Annotated in this window: 17 protein-coding genes; 10 read left to right on the forward strand and 7 right to left on the reverse strand. The window is 66.2% G+C overall.

The genetic code is table 11. The features are described 5' to 3' along the window. The first annotated feature begins 40 nt into the window (after positions 1-40). The 8 genes from hisB to ACFSCW_RS03140 all read left to right on the forward strand — a co-directional run bounded on the left by hisB (position 41) and on the right by ACFSCW_RS03140 (position 5325). Positions 41-634 carry an imidazoleglycerol-phosphate dehydratase HisB gene (gene hisB, locus ACFSCW_RS03105; protein WP_380886793.1) on the forward strand — a complete coding sequence of 198 codons (594 nt, stop codon included), beginning with the start codon at positions 41-43 and terminating at the stop codon, positions 632-634. Further along, on the forward strand, positions 597-1235 hold the full coding sequence (hisH, locus tag ACFSCW_RS03110) for an imidazole glycerol phosphate synthase subunit HisH (RefSeq protein WP_380886795.1): 639 nt from the start codon (positions 597-599) through the stop codon (positions 1233-1235). The genes hisB and hisH overlap by 38 nt, the downstream gene beginning before the upstream one ends. Continuing rightward, positions 1232-1948 (forward strand): 1-(5-phosphoribosyl)-5-[(5-phosphoribosylamino)methylideneamino]imidazole-4-carboxamide isomerase, encoded by a 717-nt coding sequence (gene hisA / locus ACFSCW_RS03115; protein ID WP_380886797.1) that lies wholly within the window; start codon positions 1232-1234, stop codon positions 1946-1948. The genes hisH and hisA overlap by 4 nt, the downstream gene beginning before the upstream one ends. Continuing rightward, positions 1945-2712 (forward strand): imidazole glycerol phosphate synthase subunit HisF, encoded by a 768-nt coding sequence (gene hisF, locus ACFSCW_RS03120; protein WP_380886799.1) that lies wholly within the window; start codon positions 1945-1947, stop codon positions 2710-2712. Before hisA ends, hisF begins: the two co-directional genes overlap by 4 nt. After that, the gene (locus ACFSCW_RS03125) at positions 2705-3049 is read left to right on the forward strand and encodes a phosphoribosyl-ATP diphosphatase (protein WP_380886801.1); all 345 of its coding nucleotides are present in this window, start codon (positions 2705-2707) and stop codon (positions 3047-3049) included. The genes hisF and ACFSCW_RS03125 overlap by 8 nt, the downstream gene beginning before the upstream one ends. 1 nt (position 3050) lies before the next feature. Further along, a complete protein-coding gene (locus ACFSCW_RS03130) occupies positions 3051-3239 on the forward strand; it encodes a hypothetical protein (protein WP_380886803.1) in 189 nt (62 codons plus the stop codon). A gap of 38 nt (positions 3240-3277) precedes the next feature. Then, positions 3278-3955 (forward strand): guanylate kinase, encoded by a 678-nt coding sequence (gmk, locus tag ACFSCW_RS03135; RefSeq protein WP_380886805.1) that lies wholly within the window; start codon positions 3278-3280, stop codon positions 3953-3955. A gap of 131 nt (positions 3956-4086) precedes the next feature. After that, complete coding sequence (locus tag ACFSCW_RS03140; RefSeq protein WP_380886807.1) at positions 4087-5325, forward strand: putative DNA modification/repair radical SAM protein; 1239 nt, start codon at positions 4087-4089, stop codon at positions 5323-5325. A gap of 153 nt (positions 5326-5478) precedes the next feature. Here the strand turns inward: ACFSCW_RS03140 and ACFSCW_RS03145 are convergent, their stop codons facing one another. The 7 genes from ACFSCW_RS03145 to ACFSCW_RS03175 form a co-directional block, all read right to left on the reverse strand. Further along, positions 5479-5985, reverse strand: a complete 507-nt coding sequence (locus ACFSCW_RS03145) for a glycine zipper 2TM domain-containing protein (RefSeq protein WP_380886809.1) — start codon at positions 5983-5985, stop codon at positions 5479-5481. Positions 5986-6098: 113 nt separating this feature from the next. After that, positions 6099-6734 carry a hypothetical protein gene (locus ACFSCW_RS03150; RefSeq protein ID WP_380886811.1) on the reverse strand — a complete coding sequence of 212 codons (636 nt, stop codon included), beginning with the start codon at positions 6732-6734 and terminating at the stop codon, positions 6099-6101. Between the two features lie 74 nt (positions 6735-6808). Then, positions 6809-7867, reverse strand: coding sequence for a DNA replication/repair protein RecF (recF, locus tag ACFSCW_RS03155; protein WP_380886813.1), 1059 nt, complete (start codon positions 7865-7867; stop codon positions 6809-6811). A gap of 7 nt (positions 7868-7874) precedes the next feature. Beyond that, the gene (locus tag ACFSCW_RS03160; protein ID WP_380886815.1) at positions 7875-8228 is read right to left on the reverse strand and encodes a type II toxin-antitoxin system PemK/MazF family toxin; all 354 of its coding nucleotides are present in this window, start codon (positions 8226-8228) and stop codon (positions 7875-7877) included. Continuing rightward, positions 8197-8412: an AbrB/MazE/SpoVT family DNA-binding domain-containing protein gene (locus tag ACFSCW_RS03165; RefSeq protein WP_380886817.1), complete on the reverse strand. Its 216-nt coding sequence runs from the start codon at positions 8410-8412 to the stop codon at positions 8197-8199. The genes ACFSCW_RS03160 and ACFSCW_RS03165 overlap by 32 nt, the downstream gene beginning before the upstream one ends. Before the next feature lie 35 nt (positions 8413-8447). Beyond that, positions 8448-9224 (reverse strand): Coq4 family protein, encoded by a 777-nt coding sequence (locus tag ACFSCW_RS03170; RefSeq protein ID WP_380886819.1) that lies wholly within the window; start codon positions 9222-9224, stop codon positions 8448-8450. A 38-nt stretch (positions 9225-9262) separates the two neighbouring features. Next, positions 9263-10033, reverse strand: coding sequence for a Coq4 family protein (locus ACFSCW_RS03175; RefSeq protein ID WP_380886821.1), 771 nt, complete (start codon positions 10031-10033; stop codon positions 9263-9265). 85 nt (positions 10034-10118) lie between these two features. Here ACFSCW_RS03175 and ACFSCW_RS03180 point away from each other — a divergent pair, with 85 nt between their 5' ends. Together ACFSCW_RS03180 and parC are read left to right on the forward strand one after the other, a co-directional pair. Then, positions 10119-10592, forward strand: a complete 474-nt coding sequence (locus tag ACFSCW_RS03180) for a hypothetical protein (protein ID WP_380886823.1) — start codon at positions 10119-10121, stop codon at positions 10590-10592. A 66-nt stretch (positions 10593-10658) separates the two neighbouring features. Beyond that, positions 10659-12902, forward strand: coding sequence for a DNA topoisomerase IV subunit A (parC, locus tag ACFSCW_RS03185; protein WP_380886825.1), 2244 nt, complete (start codon positions 10659-10661; stop codon positions 12900-12902). Positions 12903-12949 lie beyond the last annotated feature (47 nt).

Consider the following 12949-nt stretch of genomic DNA (forward strand, 5'->3'; position numbering starts at 1 on the left):
CCATGTTGCATTGCGGGACAGTTGTTCGCATGGGAGCGCCATGCGCACGGCCACGGTGAACCGAAACACGGCTGAGACGAAGATCGCCGTAACCGTCAACCTCGACGGGACGGGAGCATATAATGTCGCCACCGGCATCGGCTTTCTCGATCACATGCTGGAGCAGCTTTCCCGCCATTCGCTGATCGATCTCGACGTCGCCGTGGAAGGCGACCTGCATATCGACCAGCACCACACGACCGAGGATTCGGCGCTGGCGATCGGCGATGCGATCTCGAAAGCTTTGGCGGATCGGCGCGGCATTATGCGCTACGGCACTGCCTATGCGCCGATGGACGAGGCGCTGACGCGCGCCGCCGTCGATATTTCGGGACGGCCGTTCCTGGTCTGGAAGCTGGAATTCACCCAGGAAAAGCTTGGAGAATGGGACACGGAACTGGTGGAGCACTGGTTCCAGTCGTTCGCCCAGAGCGCGGGGCTGACGCTTCACGTCGAGAATTTCTACGGCCGCAACAATCACCACCTGGTCGAAAGCGCGTTCAAGTCACTCGCCCGTGCGCTGCGCCAGGCGGTCGAGATAGATCCGCGCAAGGCCGATGCCGTTCCCAGCACCAAGGGGACTTTGGGTGGCTGAGCGAGTCGCGCTGATCGATTACGGCGCGGGCAATCTCCACTCGGTCTGGAACGCGCTGAAAGCGGCGGGCGCGGCGAACGTTGACGTGACCGCCGATCCGCAGGCGATCCGGACCGCTGATCGCATCGTCCTGCCGGGCGTCGGCGCCTTTGCCGCTGCCATGAATGCACTGTCGGATATTCCCGGCATGATTGAAGCCTTGAACGAAACCGTCGTCGAACACGGCCGGCCCTTTCTTGGCGTTTGCGTCGGCATGCAGTTGATGGCGGAAACCGGTGAGGAGCATGGCAGCACGCCCGGGCTGGGCTGGTGCCGGGGCAGGGTGCGCGCGATCGCGCCGCGCGAGGATTTGAAGGTGCCGCACATGGGCTGGAACGATGTCCGTCCGACCGGCTTGCACCCGCTGATCGCATCCGGCGAGGCCTATTTCCTGCACGGTTTCGCCTATGAAGGGTCCGACGTGCTCGCCGAGACCGATCACGGCGGACCAGTTGCCGCGGCGATCGGGCGGGACAACATGGCCGGGGTGCAATTCCATCCCGAAAAGAGCCAGCGCTACGGCCTCGCTTTGCTCGAACGCTTTCTGGAGTGGCGGCCATGATCGTTTTTCCTGCGATCGACCTGAAAGGCGGGCAGGTGGTGCGGTTGGCCGAGGGCGATATGGCGCGCGCGACCGTCTATGCCGACGACCCCGCGGCCCAAGCCGCGCAATTCGGGCAAGCTGGCGCCGAATGGCTCCACGTCGTCGATCTGGACGGCGCCTTTGCCGGATCGAGCGTGAACGGCGATGCGGTGCGGGCGATCGGCATGACGTTCGAGGGCAAGATTCAGCTTGGCGGCGGCATACGTTCTCGCGCGAGCATCGAACACTGGTTTCGGGTCGGCATCGACCGTGCGGTAATCGGTACCGCGGCGCTGACCGATCCCGAGTTGGTGAAGGGCGCGGCGCGGGACTTTCCGGGCCGGATCGTCGTCGCCGTCGATGCCCGGGACGGGATGATCGCGACGCAAGGTTGGGCGGACGTGTCCGATGTGCCGGTGCTCGATCTCGCCCGACGATTCGAGGACGCGGGTGTTGCGGCGCTGCTGTTCACCGATGTCGGGCGCGACGGGCTGCTCAAGGGCGTCAACGTCGAGGCGACCGCCGCGCTTGCCGACGAACAATTGCTGCCGGTCATCGCCAGCGGCGGCGTGGCGGGAATCGAAGACATTCGTGCGCTGAAGGACCACGCCAATATCGAAGGCGTGATCACCGGCCGCGCAATTTACGATGGCCGCCTCGACTTGGCCGAGGCCATTCGGGAAGCGGCATGACCGTTCGCGTCCGCGTCATTCCCTGCCTCGATGTGGCCAATGGCCGGGTGGTGAAGGGCGTCAACTTCGTCGACCTGGCCGACGCCGGCGATCCGGTCGAGCAGGCGCGGGCTTATGACGCTGCCGGAGCGGACGAACTCTGTTTTCTCGACATCACCGCCAGTCACGAGGCGCGGGGCACGATGGTCGATGTCGTCCGCCGGACGGCCGAGGTGTGCTTCATGCCGCTGACCGTCGGCGGCGGTGTGCGTTCGGTCGAGGATGCGCGGGCGCTGCTGCTCGCGGGCGCCGACAAGGTGGCGGTCAACTCCGCCGCCGTCGCACGGCCTGAAGTGGTCGCCGAGATCGCGGACAAGTTCGGCAGCCAGTGCGTCGTCGCTTCGGTCGATGCGCGGGCGGTCGATCGCGGGCGCTGGGAAGTGTTCACGCATGGCGGGCGGCGGGAAACCGGCATCGATGCGGTTTCGCACGCCGTACGGTTGGCCGAGCTTGGTGCGGGTGAGCTGCTGGTCACATCGATGGACCGGGATGGCACGCAGGGGGGCTATGACCTCGCGCTGACAAAGGCGATCGCCGATGCGGTGTCGGTGCCGGTGGTGGCGAGCGGCGGGGTTGGCGAACTTGACCATCTCGTGGAAGGTATACGGGAGGGCCATGCCTCAGCGGTGCTGGCCGCTTCGATCTTTCATTTCGGGCGCTATACGATCGCCGAGGCGCATAAGGCATTGAAAGAGGGTGGATTTCCGGTGCGAAGCCATGACTGACAATCGCCTGCTGCGCCTGACCGAGACGATCCGCAGCCGCCGGGGCGCGGACCCCGAAACCTCCTATGTGGCGCGGCTGTTTCACATGGGCCGCGAGCGGATCGCGCAGAAGCTCGGCGAGGAAGCGGTGGAAGCAGTGATCGCCGCCGCTACCGGCAATGCCGAGGCCTTGAAGGGCGAGGCGGCGGACCTGGTGTTTCACCTCGCGGTGCTGCTCGAAAGCATGGGCCTGAGCTTCGAGGACGTGCTGACCGAGCTCGAACGGCGCGAAGGCGTTTCCGGCCTTGCGGAGAAAGCGGCGCGGTCGGGCGTTGCTGCTCCTGACAAAGGAGACTGAAATGCTGGGCAAAGTGATCGGCGCGCTGGTCGGCGAGGAAATCGGCAAGCGCCACGGGCAGGGCGGCAAAGGCGCGGTGCTGGGCGTGATCGCGGCGGGCGCCATGCGCCGCCTCGGGCCCCTCGGCCTGGTGCTGGGCGGCGCTTATGTCGCCAAGAAAGCGTACGATCGGAGCCGCGAGAAGGCCTGACGCATTGACGCGAGGGCGACTCCACGCCACGAGCGGCCATGCTTCGCCCGACGACGCTTCTCGCTTCCCGCAACGACGATCCGCATAAATTCCGCCGCCGCGGTGTGCTGTTCGTGCTGTCTTCGCCGTCGGGCGCGGGCAAGTCTACCATCTCGCGCATGCTGTTGCAGGCCGATCCGCTGCTGCAGATGTCGGTCTCGGCCACGACGCGCGCGATCCGGCCGGGCGAGCAGGACGGTGTCGATTATCATTTCGTCGATCTGCCGCGCTTCAAGGAAATGGTCGCAGCCGGCGAGTTCCTGGAATGGGCGCACGTCTTCGGTCACCGCTACGGCACGCCGGCCAAGCCGGTCGACGAAATCCTTGCCTCGGGCAGCGACGTGCTGTTCGACATCGACTGGCAGGGCGCGCAACAGCTTCATCAGCTCGCCGGTGGCGACGTCGTGCGCGTGTTCATCCTGCCGCCCTCGATGGAGGAGCTGGAGCGCCGTCTTCGCGCGCGCAACACCGACAGCGACGAAGTGATCAACGCCCGCATGGCGCGCGCGGCGAGCGAGATCGGCCACTGGGACGGCTACGACTATGTGATCGTCAACGACGATGCCGCCAAATGCTTCGAGCAGGTCCGCACCATCCTGCAGGCCGAGCGCCTGAAGCGCAGCCGCCAGACCGGCCTGATCGGCTTCGTCCGCAAACTGACGACGCCGGAATCCTAGATTATCTTCGGCACCCCGGCCTCGAGCCGGGCCCCGCTGCCCCAAGTGAAAAAGAAGAAGCGGGATGCCGGATCAAGTCCGGCATGACGTATGTGCTTGTGTTCGAACGGGGTAGAACGTATCATGAACGTATGGCTCAGCTCGACATCCGGCGGAAGCTCGAGATTCTGGCGGACGCGGCGAAGTATGACGCGTCCTGTGCTTCGTCCGGCACGGCGAAGCGCGACAGCCGGGGCGGGAAAGGGCTGGGTTCGACCGAGGGCATGGGCATCTGTCACGCCTATGCGCCGGATGGGCGGTGCATTTCGCTGCTGAAGATCCTGCTGACGAATAGCTGCATCTTCGACTGCCATTATTGCATCAACCGCAAGAGCTCGAATGTTCGCCGTGCGCGCTTCACGGCGAAGGAAGTGGTCGATCTCACCCTCGCCTTCTACCGGCGCAATTATATCGAGGGGCTGTTCCTCTCCTCGGGCATTATTCGCAGCTCGAATTACACGATGGAGCAGATCGTCGAGGTCGCGCGGTCGCTGCGCGAGGACCATGACTTCCGCGGCTATATTCATTTGAAGACCATCCCGGATGCCGATCCCGAGCTGGTGCGGCTGGCGGGCCTTCATGCCGATCGCGTGTCGATCAATATCGAGCTGCCGACAGCGCGCGGATTGAAGCGGCTGGCGCCGGAGAAGGACGGGGACCGGATCGAGGCGGCGATGGCCGATGTCAAATCGGCGATCGACGAAGCGCAGGACGTGGCGAAGTTCAAGCATGCGCCGCGGCTCGCGCCTGCCGGCCAATCGACCCAGATGATCGTCGGCGCCGACAGCGCGACCGATGGCGATATCGTGCTGCGTGCCTCATCGCTCTACGGCAAATACAAGCTCCGGCGCGTCTATTACTCCGCCTTCAGCCCGATCCCCGACGCAAGCACGGTGCTGCCGCTCCAGCGTCCGCCGCTGATGCGCGAGCACCGGCTCTACCAGTCGGACTGGCTGATGCGCTTCTATGGCTTTCAACCGCAGGAAGTCGTGGCCGCAGCAAATGAGAGCGGGATGCTGCCGCTCGATATCGACCCGAAGCTCGCCTGGGCGCTGAAGCACCGCGACCGTTTCCCGGTAGACGTCAATCGCGCGCCGAAGGAGCTGTTGCTGCGTATTCCGGGATTGGGCGTGAAGGCAGTGAGCGCAATTCTGGCCAGCCGGCGATTGCGGCGGCTCCGCCTCGACGACATTGCGCGCCTGACCGTGTCGGTCGCCAGGCTCCGGCCGTTCATCGTGGCGGAGGACTGGCGACCCATATTGCTGGCCGATCGTGCCGACCTGAAGCCGCTGGTCGCGCCGAAGCGCGAGCAGCTTGAGCTGTTCGGCTAGAGTTGTCATGCCACCGTTGAAAAACCGTTCGGGCTGAGCCTGTCGAAGCCCTCCCTTATTCTTTCGGTGATTCAGAAAAGAAAGGGAGGGGCTTCGACAAGCTCAGCCCGAACGGAATGGGTGTTTCAGTGAAGCCGTGACAATCTATGGGCGTTAACGGCACTCGGGCGGCGTGCTGCCTTGCTCGACCGCGCGGCCGGCAAGCGCGCCCGCGCCGCCGCCGATGATCGTGCCGACCGCACGGTTGCGGCCGCCGTCCACGGCGCGTCCGAGCAGGGCGCCGGCGACGCCACCGATGATCGTGCCGACGGTGCCATCCTTGCGCTTGCAATAGGTCTGGCCGTCATTGCCGCGCCAGGTCGGGCCGTCATAGGCGCGCGAGGCCAGGCGCTCGCGCTCGGCTTCATAACGTGCGCGGGTGTCCTGATAGGCCTGGCGCTCGCGCTCGTAGATGTCGCGTTCACGGTCGAAGCGCGCCTGAGCGGCGTCGAAGCGGCGCTGCGCCGCATCCATGTCGGCCACCGAGCGATCGTCGTAATAGCGATCGTCGTAGCGGCGATCGTCGTAACGCGACGGGGGCGGAGGCACCGGCTGCGCGAGAGCCGCGGCCGACGGCAGCAGCGTCGAACCAAGCGCGGCGGCGAGAACAAATTTACGCATAAAACCCCTCCGTCTGAACCAGATGCGGGCGATTATAGGCCCGCTTGCCTGAACCGCAGGCAACAAAAAAGGCGAGGCCCGAAGGCCCCGCCTCTTCATTCGTCACGATCGCCTCAGCGGCAGTCGTCGCTGCGGTCGATCGCCCGGCCGGCGAGCGCACCTGCGCCACCGCCCAGGATCGCGCCGACCGCGTTGCCGCCGATCGCGGCGCCCAGCGCGGCACCGGCGACGCCGCCGACGATTGTACCGGTCGTGCCGTCGCTGCGGCGGCAATAGGTCCGGCCATCTTCGCCGACCCAGGTCCGTCCATTATAGGCGGACTGTTCGCTGACGCGGTTGCCGGCGCTGTCGCGGAGCACGCCGTAGCGGTCGCGGTAATAGCCGTTCGCGGCATAGCCGGCGCTCCCGGCCACCCAATAGCCGTTCCGGTCACGATACCAGCCATTGCGCTCGGCGCGGCTGGCGGTGACGAGACGGCCCTGGCGGTCACGCAGCGAACCGCGTGCGTCGACATAGAAGCCGTTCGAGTCGGCATAGCCATTTACGGCCGCTTCATTGACTCGGTTACCGTAACGATCGCGCAGCACGCCGTAGCGGTCGCGATAATAGCCATTGGCACCGTAATAACCGCTATTGTTGGTGCCGACATAGCCGGACCCATAGCTGCCGTAATACTGCGCCGCTGCTGGCGCAGACAGGCCGGTCAACGTCGTCGCCGTCAGGGCGAGGCTGGTTAGCAACTTACGCATGACTGTTCCTCCATTTCCCGTCGTCTAAACGGGCGTGGGGAACTCCGGTTTCATTAACCTGAGATAACAGTTGGTCAGCAGAAGCGAATCGTAGCGTTTTCAACGATTAAGCGTGTTGCGGCGGATGAGGCTTCGTCGAACAATGCAGCTTCGGTGCCTGTCATCCAGACCTGGCCGCCATGCTCCAGCCGCTCGAACAGCGCCGCGCGCCGGCGTGGGTCAAGGTGCGCCGCGACTTCGTCGAGCAGCAGGATTGGCGCGCGGCCGGTCCGCTCCGCCACCAGCCCGGCATGGGCAAGCACGATCCCGATCAGCAGCGCTTTCTGCTCGCCGGTCGAGCACAATTCGGCCGGCTGAGCTTTGGCAAGGTGCGTGACGCGCAGATCCTGCCGATGCGGCCCCTCGGGCGCGCGGCCCGCGGCCGCATCGCGGGCACGGTTGGCGGCGAGCGGCCACGGCGCCTCGGCATCCCAGCCGTCCAGGCTCAAGCCGGCGCGCGCGAACACGGTTTCGGGTTCTTCGGCGATCCGCTCGCCGAGCGCCGAGACCGTGCGCCGGCGTGCCTCGCCGATGGCGCGGCCATGCTCGGTCATCTGCGCTTCGAGCGCGGTCAGCCAGGCAGGGTCGGCCGGCTCGTCGGCGGTCAGCAAACGCGTCCGCGCACGCATCGCCGCCTCGTAGCGGGCGGCATGATGGGCGTGGGCCGGATCGAGCGCGAGCACCAGCCGGTCGAGAAAGCGGCGGCGTCCGCCGGCCGCCTCCGTGAACAGCCGGTCCATCGCGGGCGTCAGCCAGAGGATCGAAAGTCGTTCGGCAAGGGCATTGGCCGCAGCCGCAGCGCCATTGATGCGCACGATGCGACGTTCGGGCGCGCTCGCCACCGCTCCGACGCCGATCTCGACATCGTCGGTGAGCCGCGCGGCGATCGCGAACCCTCCCGGGCCGCCTTGCCGCGCCATTTCCGAGAGCGCCGCGCCGCGCAGCCCGCGGCCCGGCGCGAGCAGCGACACCGCCTCCAGCACATTGGTCTTCCCCGCGCCATTCTCGCCGGTCAGGATAACGAGGCCCGGTCCGGGCTCGATCAATGCATCGGCGTAGGAGCGGAAATCGGTGAGGGAGAGGCGGGCGATCAAAGCCCGGTCAGCCGAGTGAAGCGAGCAGCGTCTCGCGAACTTTCGCCAACGTCGTGTCGTCCAATCTTCCGATTAGGGACGCGCGGTGTGTTTCGATCGGCGCGATCTTTGCGGTGCGCACCTTGGACGGAATGAGAAGACCAAGCTTTTCGGAATCGGGAATGGCAATATCCCCGGGCCACAACTCACGTTCGGCGTTTGTGATCATCAGCGTCCACGTCAGAATTCCGTTCGGCCCAAGGGCAGTCCGGCTGACGACCAGCGCCGGCCTAGGCACCAGAACAGGCCGTTCGACATGCGGAAACGGCGCCCGGACGAGATCGCCTGCGCTAAAGATTGTCGTAGACGCTATCGAGTTCATCGGCCCATTCGGTAAAAGTCGCGAACGGGTTCTCGAAGGGATCCGCGGGATTGTATCTCTTGAGCTTCACTTCGCCGCCTTCGATTTCGTACCCGATGAAATCGCCGGGCTTAAGACCAAGCGCAAGTCGGATCGCCCGAGGGATCGTGGTTTGCGACTTCGCCGTGATGCGGCTGTGAATCATGGTCCGAAGGTAAGGATAATCCTTTCCTTCCGCAACTAAAGCCCGGTCAGGCCCTGCTCCGCGAGGCGCTTTTGGGCCTGGAGATAGCGGACCGGCTCCGGGATATCGAGGCGGCGGCGGGCCTGGTCGAGCGGCTCATGGAGGAGCTGCTCGTAATCTTCGCCGGACAGCCAGGCGGCGCGCTTGCCGTTGCGATAGCCTTCCCAAACGGCGCGGAAATAGGCGGTCTCGCCGGTGATCTTCAGCGACTTGAGCGCGGCGCCGCCCGAGATCACGGCCCAGCCGAGCCCGTCGGTCTGCGCATAGGAGAAAGCGATCAGGCAGGATTCACCCAGCGGTTCGTCGGCCTGGTAGCCGGTCAGCACGTGCCAGATGTCGTGGACGTCGCGCTCGCGCCGGCCGATCCAGCCATAGGGGTGCTCCATCTCATCTTCGAGATGCTGGGCCTCGGAAACGTCGGCCAGACCCATTGCGGTGTAGCCGGTGCGGCCGAGGAAATCGCGATAGGCGGCGCCGACCGTGCCCGGCTGGAAGCTGTCAAGAAAACCGGGCTCGCTGAAGCGCTCGGAGAGCTCGACGCGATGATAGGCGATGCGGCCGCCGCCGGGCGTGCGCAGCAGCTTGGCATATTGCTTGGCTGGCGTGTCGGCATTGAGCGCGCGCATGATGCGGAAGGCCTGCACCGTGTCGTCGCTGTTCGCGAGCAGGGCGCGGAGTGCGACCCAGGCCGTTTTCCAGTCGCGCTTCGACGACGTGCCATAGACGACCGGGGATTCGGTCGTGTCGGGCCGGGGAGGAGCAAGCGTCGCCATCGCCGCCAATTATGGTGCGCCGGGCGCTTGGGCAACAACTACAGGCCGGTTTTCCCCATTTCCGCAAGCGCCACCTGGAGCTGGCGGTAGCGGACGGGATCGGACAGGCCGAGGCGGCGGCGGGCCTGGTCGAGCGGCTCGTGCATCAGCTGCTCGTAATCCTCGCCGGAAAGCCAGGCGGCGCGCTTGCCGCTGCGATAGCCTTCGATCACGGCGCGGGCGAAGTCCCAGCTTCCGGTCACGCGCCGGGCCTTGAGCGACGCGCCGAGCGCGATCGCGGCCCAGCCGAGACCCTTCGTTTGCGCGTAGGAGAAGGCGACGAGGCAGGCTTCGCCGGCGGGCTCATCGGCCTGATAGCCGGTCAGCACGTGCCAGATGTCGTGCACGTCGCGCTCGCGGCGGCCGAACCAGGCATAGGGATGCTCGGCGTCGTGCGGCACATTGTCGGCCATCGACACTTCGGCAAGGCCGGCGGCGGAATAGCCGGTGCGGTTGAGGAAGTCGCGATAGGCGGCGCCGACCGTGCCGGGCTTGAAGCTCGCGATATAGGCCGGGTCGCTGAACAGCTTGGTCAGCTCCGTGCGCCGATAGGCGATGCGGCCGCCGCCGGGCCTGCCGAGCAGCTTGTGATAGTTGCGGGCGGCGGTGTCGGCATTCAGCGCGCGCATGATGCGGAAGACCTGAACGGTGTCGTTGCCGTTCTGGAGCAGCTTGCGGAGCGCGGTGAGCGCGCCTTTCCAGTCGCGGCGCGTGTTCGTGCCGGGGACGGGCAGGGGAGCCGCTTGCGGCTGGGCGATCGTTGCTGACATGAGTGTCAGTATATCGATTCGCGCACCATTGTGCAAGCGCCACCGGCATGAGACTGTGGCTCATTGAAACAGGGGAGTCGTCGTCATGCGTTTCCTGTTGATGGTGAGTGCTTTGGCTGTTGCCGCACCTGCTTTCGCGCAGCCTGCCGGCAAGGTCGCGCAGGACGCGGCGATGACGCCGGTCGAGGACGTGAACATCAAGAAAAAGGAGATTCCGGCGGTGCTGCTGTCGGCGGAGCAGGACCCCTATTCGGCGGAAAGCACGCGCAATTGCGCGCAGCTTTCGGTGGCGCTCGGCGAGCTGGATACGGTGCTGGGGCCAGACTTCGACTCAGGCGCCGCCGCGAAGAACGCGACGGCGAGCCGGGTCGCGAAGAGCGTGGTCGGAAGCTTCATTCCCTTCCGAGGCGTGATCCGCGAGGTCAGCGGCGCCGCGGGAGCGCAGCGCCGTTACGACGCGGCCGTCGACGCAGGGATCGCGCGCCGGGGCTATCTGCGCGGCATCGCCCGCACCAAAGGTTGTAAGCGCGCCCCGGCCGTGACTGCAGCGGCGAACTGACCTCATCCACAGATTCTGGAGGCCGGCGCGTTTGCCGGGGCGCGCCGGCTTGCTAACGAGTAGGCGATGACCGATCTTGCCGATCCGTTCGACGCCATTGCGGATGCGCCGTTCGATAGCGCGCTTTCCGAGCGCTATCTCGTCTATGCGCTGTCCACGATCACCGCCCGCTCGCTGCCCGACTTGCGCGACGGGCTGAAGCCGGTCCACCGGCGGCTGCTCTGGGCGATGCGGCTGCTGCGGCTCGACCCGGCGGCGGGCTACAAGAAATGCGCGCGCGTCGTCGGCGACGTGATCGGCAAATACCATCCGCACGGCGACCAGTCGGTCTATGACGCGATGGTCCGCCTCGCCCAGACCTTCGCGCTTCGCTACCCTCTCGTCGACGGGCAGGGCAATTTCGGCAACATCGACGGCGATAACGCTGCCGCCTACCGCTACACCGAGGCGCGGCTGACCCAGGTCGCGATCGACCTGATGGCCGGTCTCGACGAAGGCACGGTCGATTTCCGCCCCACCTATAATGGCGAGGAAGAAGAGCCGGAGATCATGCCCGGCCTGTTCCCGAACCTGCTCGCCAATGGCGCGAGCGGGATCGCGGTCGGCATGGCGACCAGCATTCCGCCGCACAACGCCGCCGAGCTGATCGACGCCGCGATGCTGCTGATCGACCAGCCGAATGCGGAGCCGGCGCAGCTCCTGGAGCATGTGAAGGGGCCGGACTTTCCGACCGGCGGCGTGATCGTCGACTCGCCGGCGGCGATCGCCGAGGCCTATGCGACGGGCAAAGGGGCGTTCCGCGCCCGTGCGCGCTGGACGAAGGAGGATACCGGCCGCGGCACCTGGGTGGCGGTGGTCAGCGAGATTCCGTACGGCGTGCAGAAGGGCAAGCTGATCGAGGAGATCGCCGCCCTCATCAACGACAAGAAGCTGCCGATCCTGGAGGACGTGCGCGACGAGTCCGATGCCGAAGTGCGGATCGTGCTGGAGCCGCGCAGCCGCACCGTCGATCCCGACATGCTGATGGACACGCTGTTCCGCCTGTCCGATCTCGAAGTCCGCGTGCCCTTGAACATGAACGTGCTCGACGCGCACCGCACGCCGCGCGTGCTGGGGCTGAAAGCCGTGCTGGAAGGCTGGCTGGCGCATCAGTTCGTCGTGCTCGTCCGCCGGTCCGAGCATCGGCTGGCGAAGATAGACGACCGCATCGAGCTGCTCGACGGCTATCTGATCGCCTATCTGAACCTCGACCGAGTGATCGAGATCATCCGCACCGAAGATGAACCAAAGCCGGTGATGATGGCGGAGTTCGCGCTGACCGACCGTCAGGCCGAGGCGATCCTCAACATGCGGCTGCGCAGCCTGCGCCGGTTGGAGGAAATGGAGATCAAGGGCGAGCGCGCGAAGCTCGACGAGGAGCGCGAGGGGCTGAAGGCGCTGCTCGCCAGCCCGGCGCGCCAGCGCACGCGGATGAAGCGCGACCTCGCGACGCTCCGCGAACGCTATGGCCCGGAGACGGCGCTCGGCGCGCGCCGCACGACGATCGAGGAAGCCGGCCCGGCGCGCGAATATGCGCGCGAGGCGATGATTGACCGGGAGCCGATCACGGTCGTGCTGTCCCAGCGCGGCTGGATACGCGCGCTCAAGGGACATGCTGACCTCGCCTCGGCGGAGACGATGAAGTTCAAGGAAGGCGATGGCCCGGCCTTCGCTTTCCACGCCCAGACGACCGACAAAATTCTGATCGCAGCCGAAAACGGCCGTTTCTACACGCTGGCTGGCGACAAGCTGCCCGGCGGGCGCGGCTTCGGCGAGCCGGTCGGGCTGATGATTGATCTCGACGGACAGGTCGGCGTGACGGCCTGCTTCGCGGCCGGCGCGGGCAGGCTGCTGCTGGCGTCGTCGGACGGGCGCGGGTTTATCGCCAAGATAGAGGACGCGGTCGCCGAGACCCGCAAGGGCAAGCAGCTCGTCAATTTGCGCCCCGGCGCGAAGCTCAAGGTCGTCCGCCGCGTGCCCGACGATGCGGACTATGTCGCGGTGGTCGGCGACAACCGCAAGCTGGTGCTGTTCCCGCTTTCCGAGCTCCCGGAAATGGGCCGTGGGCAGGGCGTCACACTGCAGCGCTATCGCGACGGAGGCCTGGCCGACGTTATTGCGCTGCGCTTTGCGGACGGCCTGAGCTGGTCGATGGGCGGAGAAAGCGGCCGCACGCGGACCGAAGCCGATCTTTCGCCGTGGCGCAGCGCGCGCGGGGCGGCGGGGCGCATGGCCCCGGTCGGATTTCCGCGCGACAATCGCTTCGGCTGATTGCCGTGCGGTGGTTAGGAGGCGTTTAACCACTCTTCTCTAGGGCG

The organism is Sphingomonas tabacisoli (assembly GCF_042678385.1).
GTDB lineage: Bacteria > Pseudomonadota > Alphaproteobacteria > Sphingomonadales > Sphingomonadaceae > Sphingomonas_B > Sphingomonas_B tabacisoli.

Bases quoted from the DNA above. Each gene is read 5' to 3' on its own strand.
- hisB (WP_380886793.1), top strand. From the start codon at position 41: ATGCGCACGGCCACGGTGAACCGAAACACGGCTGAGACGAAGATCGCC.
- hisH (WP_380886795.1), top strand. From the start codon at position 597: ATGCCGTTCCCAGCACCAAGGGGACTTTGGGTGGCTGAGCGAGTCGCG.
- hisA (WP_380886797.1), top strand. From the start codon at position 1,232: ATGATCGTTTTTCCTGCGATCGACCTGAAAGGCGGGCAGGTGGTGCGG.
- hisF (WP_380886799.1), top strand. From the start codon at position 1,945: ATGACCGTTCGCGTCCGCGTCATTCCCTGCCTCGATGTGGCCAATGGC.
- ACFSCW_RS03125 (WP_380886801.1), top strand. From the start codon at position 2,705: ATGACTGACAATCGCCTGCTGCGCCTGACCGAGACGATCCGCAGCCGC.
- ACFSCW_RS03130 (WP_380886803.1), top strand. From the start codon at position 3,051: ATGCTGGGCAAAGTGATCGGCGCGCTGGTCGGCGAGGAAATCGGCAAG.
- gmk (WP_380886805.1), top strand. From the start codon at position 3,278: ATGCTTCGCCCGACGACGCTTCTCGCTTCCCGCAACGACGATCCGCAT.
- ACFSCW_RS03140 (WP_380886807.1), top strand. From the start codon at position 4,087: ATGGCTCAGCTCGACATCCGGCGGAAGCTCGAGATTCTGGCGGACGCG.
- ACFSCW_RS03145 (WP_380886809.1), bottom strand. From the start codon at position 5,985: ATGCGTAAATTTGTTCTCGCCGCCGCGCTTGGTTCGACGCTGCTGCCG.
- ACFSCW_RS03150 (WP_380886811.1), bottom strand. From the start codon at position 6,734: ATGCGTAAGTTGCTAACCAGCCTCGCCCTGACGGCGACGACGTTGACC.
- ACFSCW_RS03160 (WP_380886815.1), bottom strand. From the start codon at position 8,228: ATGAACTCGATAGCGTCTACGACAATCTTTAGCGCAGGCGATCTCGTC.
- ACFSCW_RS03165 (WP_380886817.1), bottom strand. From the start codon at position 8,412: ATGATTCACAGCCGCATCACGGCGAAGTCGCAAACCACGATCCCTCGG.
- ACFSCW_RS03170 (WP_380886819.1), bottom strand. From the start codon at position 9,224: ATGGCGACGCTTGCTCCTCCCCGGCCCGACACGACCGAATCCCCGGTC.
- ACFSCW_RS03175 (WP_380886821.1), bottom strand. From the start codon at position 10,033: ATGTCAGCAACGATCGCCCAGCCGCAAGCGGCTCCCCTGCCCGTCCCC.
- ACFSCW_RS03180 (WP_380886823.1), top strand. From the start codon at position 10,119: ATGCGTTTCCTGTTGATGGTGAGTGCTTTGGCTGTTGCCGCACCTGCT.
- parC (WP_380886825.1), top strand. From the start codon at position 10,659: ATGACCGATCTTGCCGATCCGTTCGACGCCATTGCGGATGCGCCGTTC.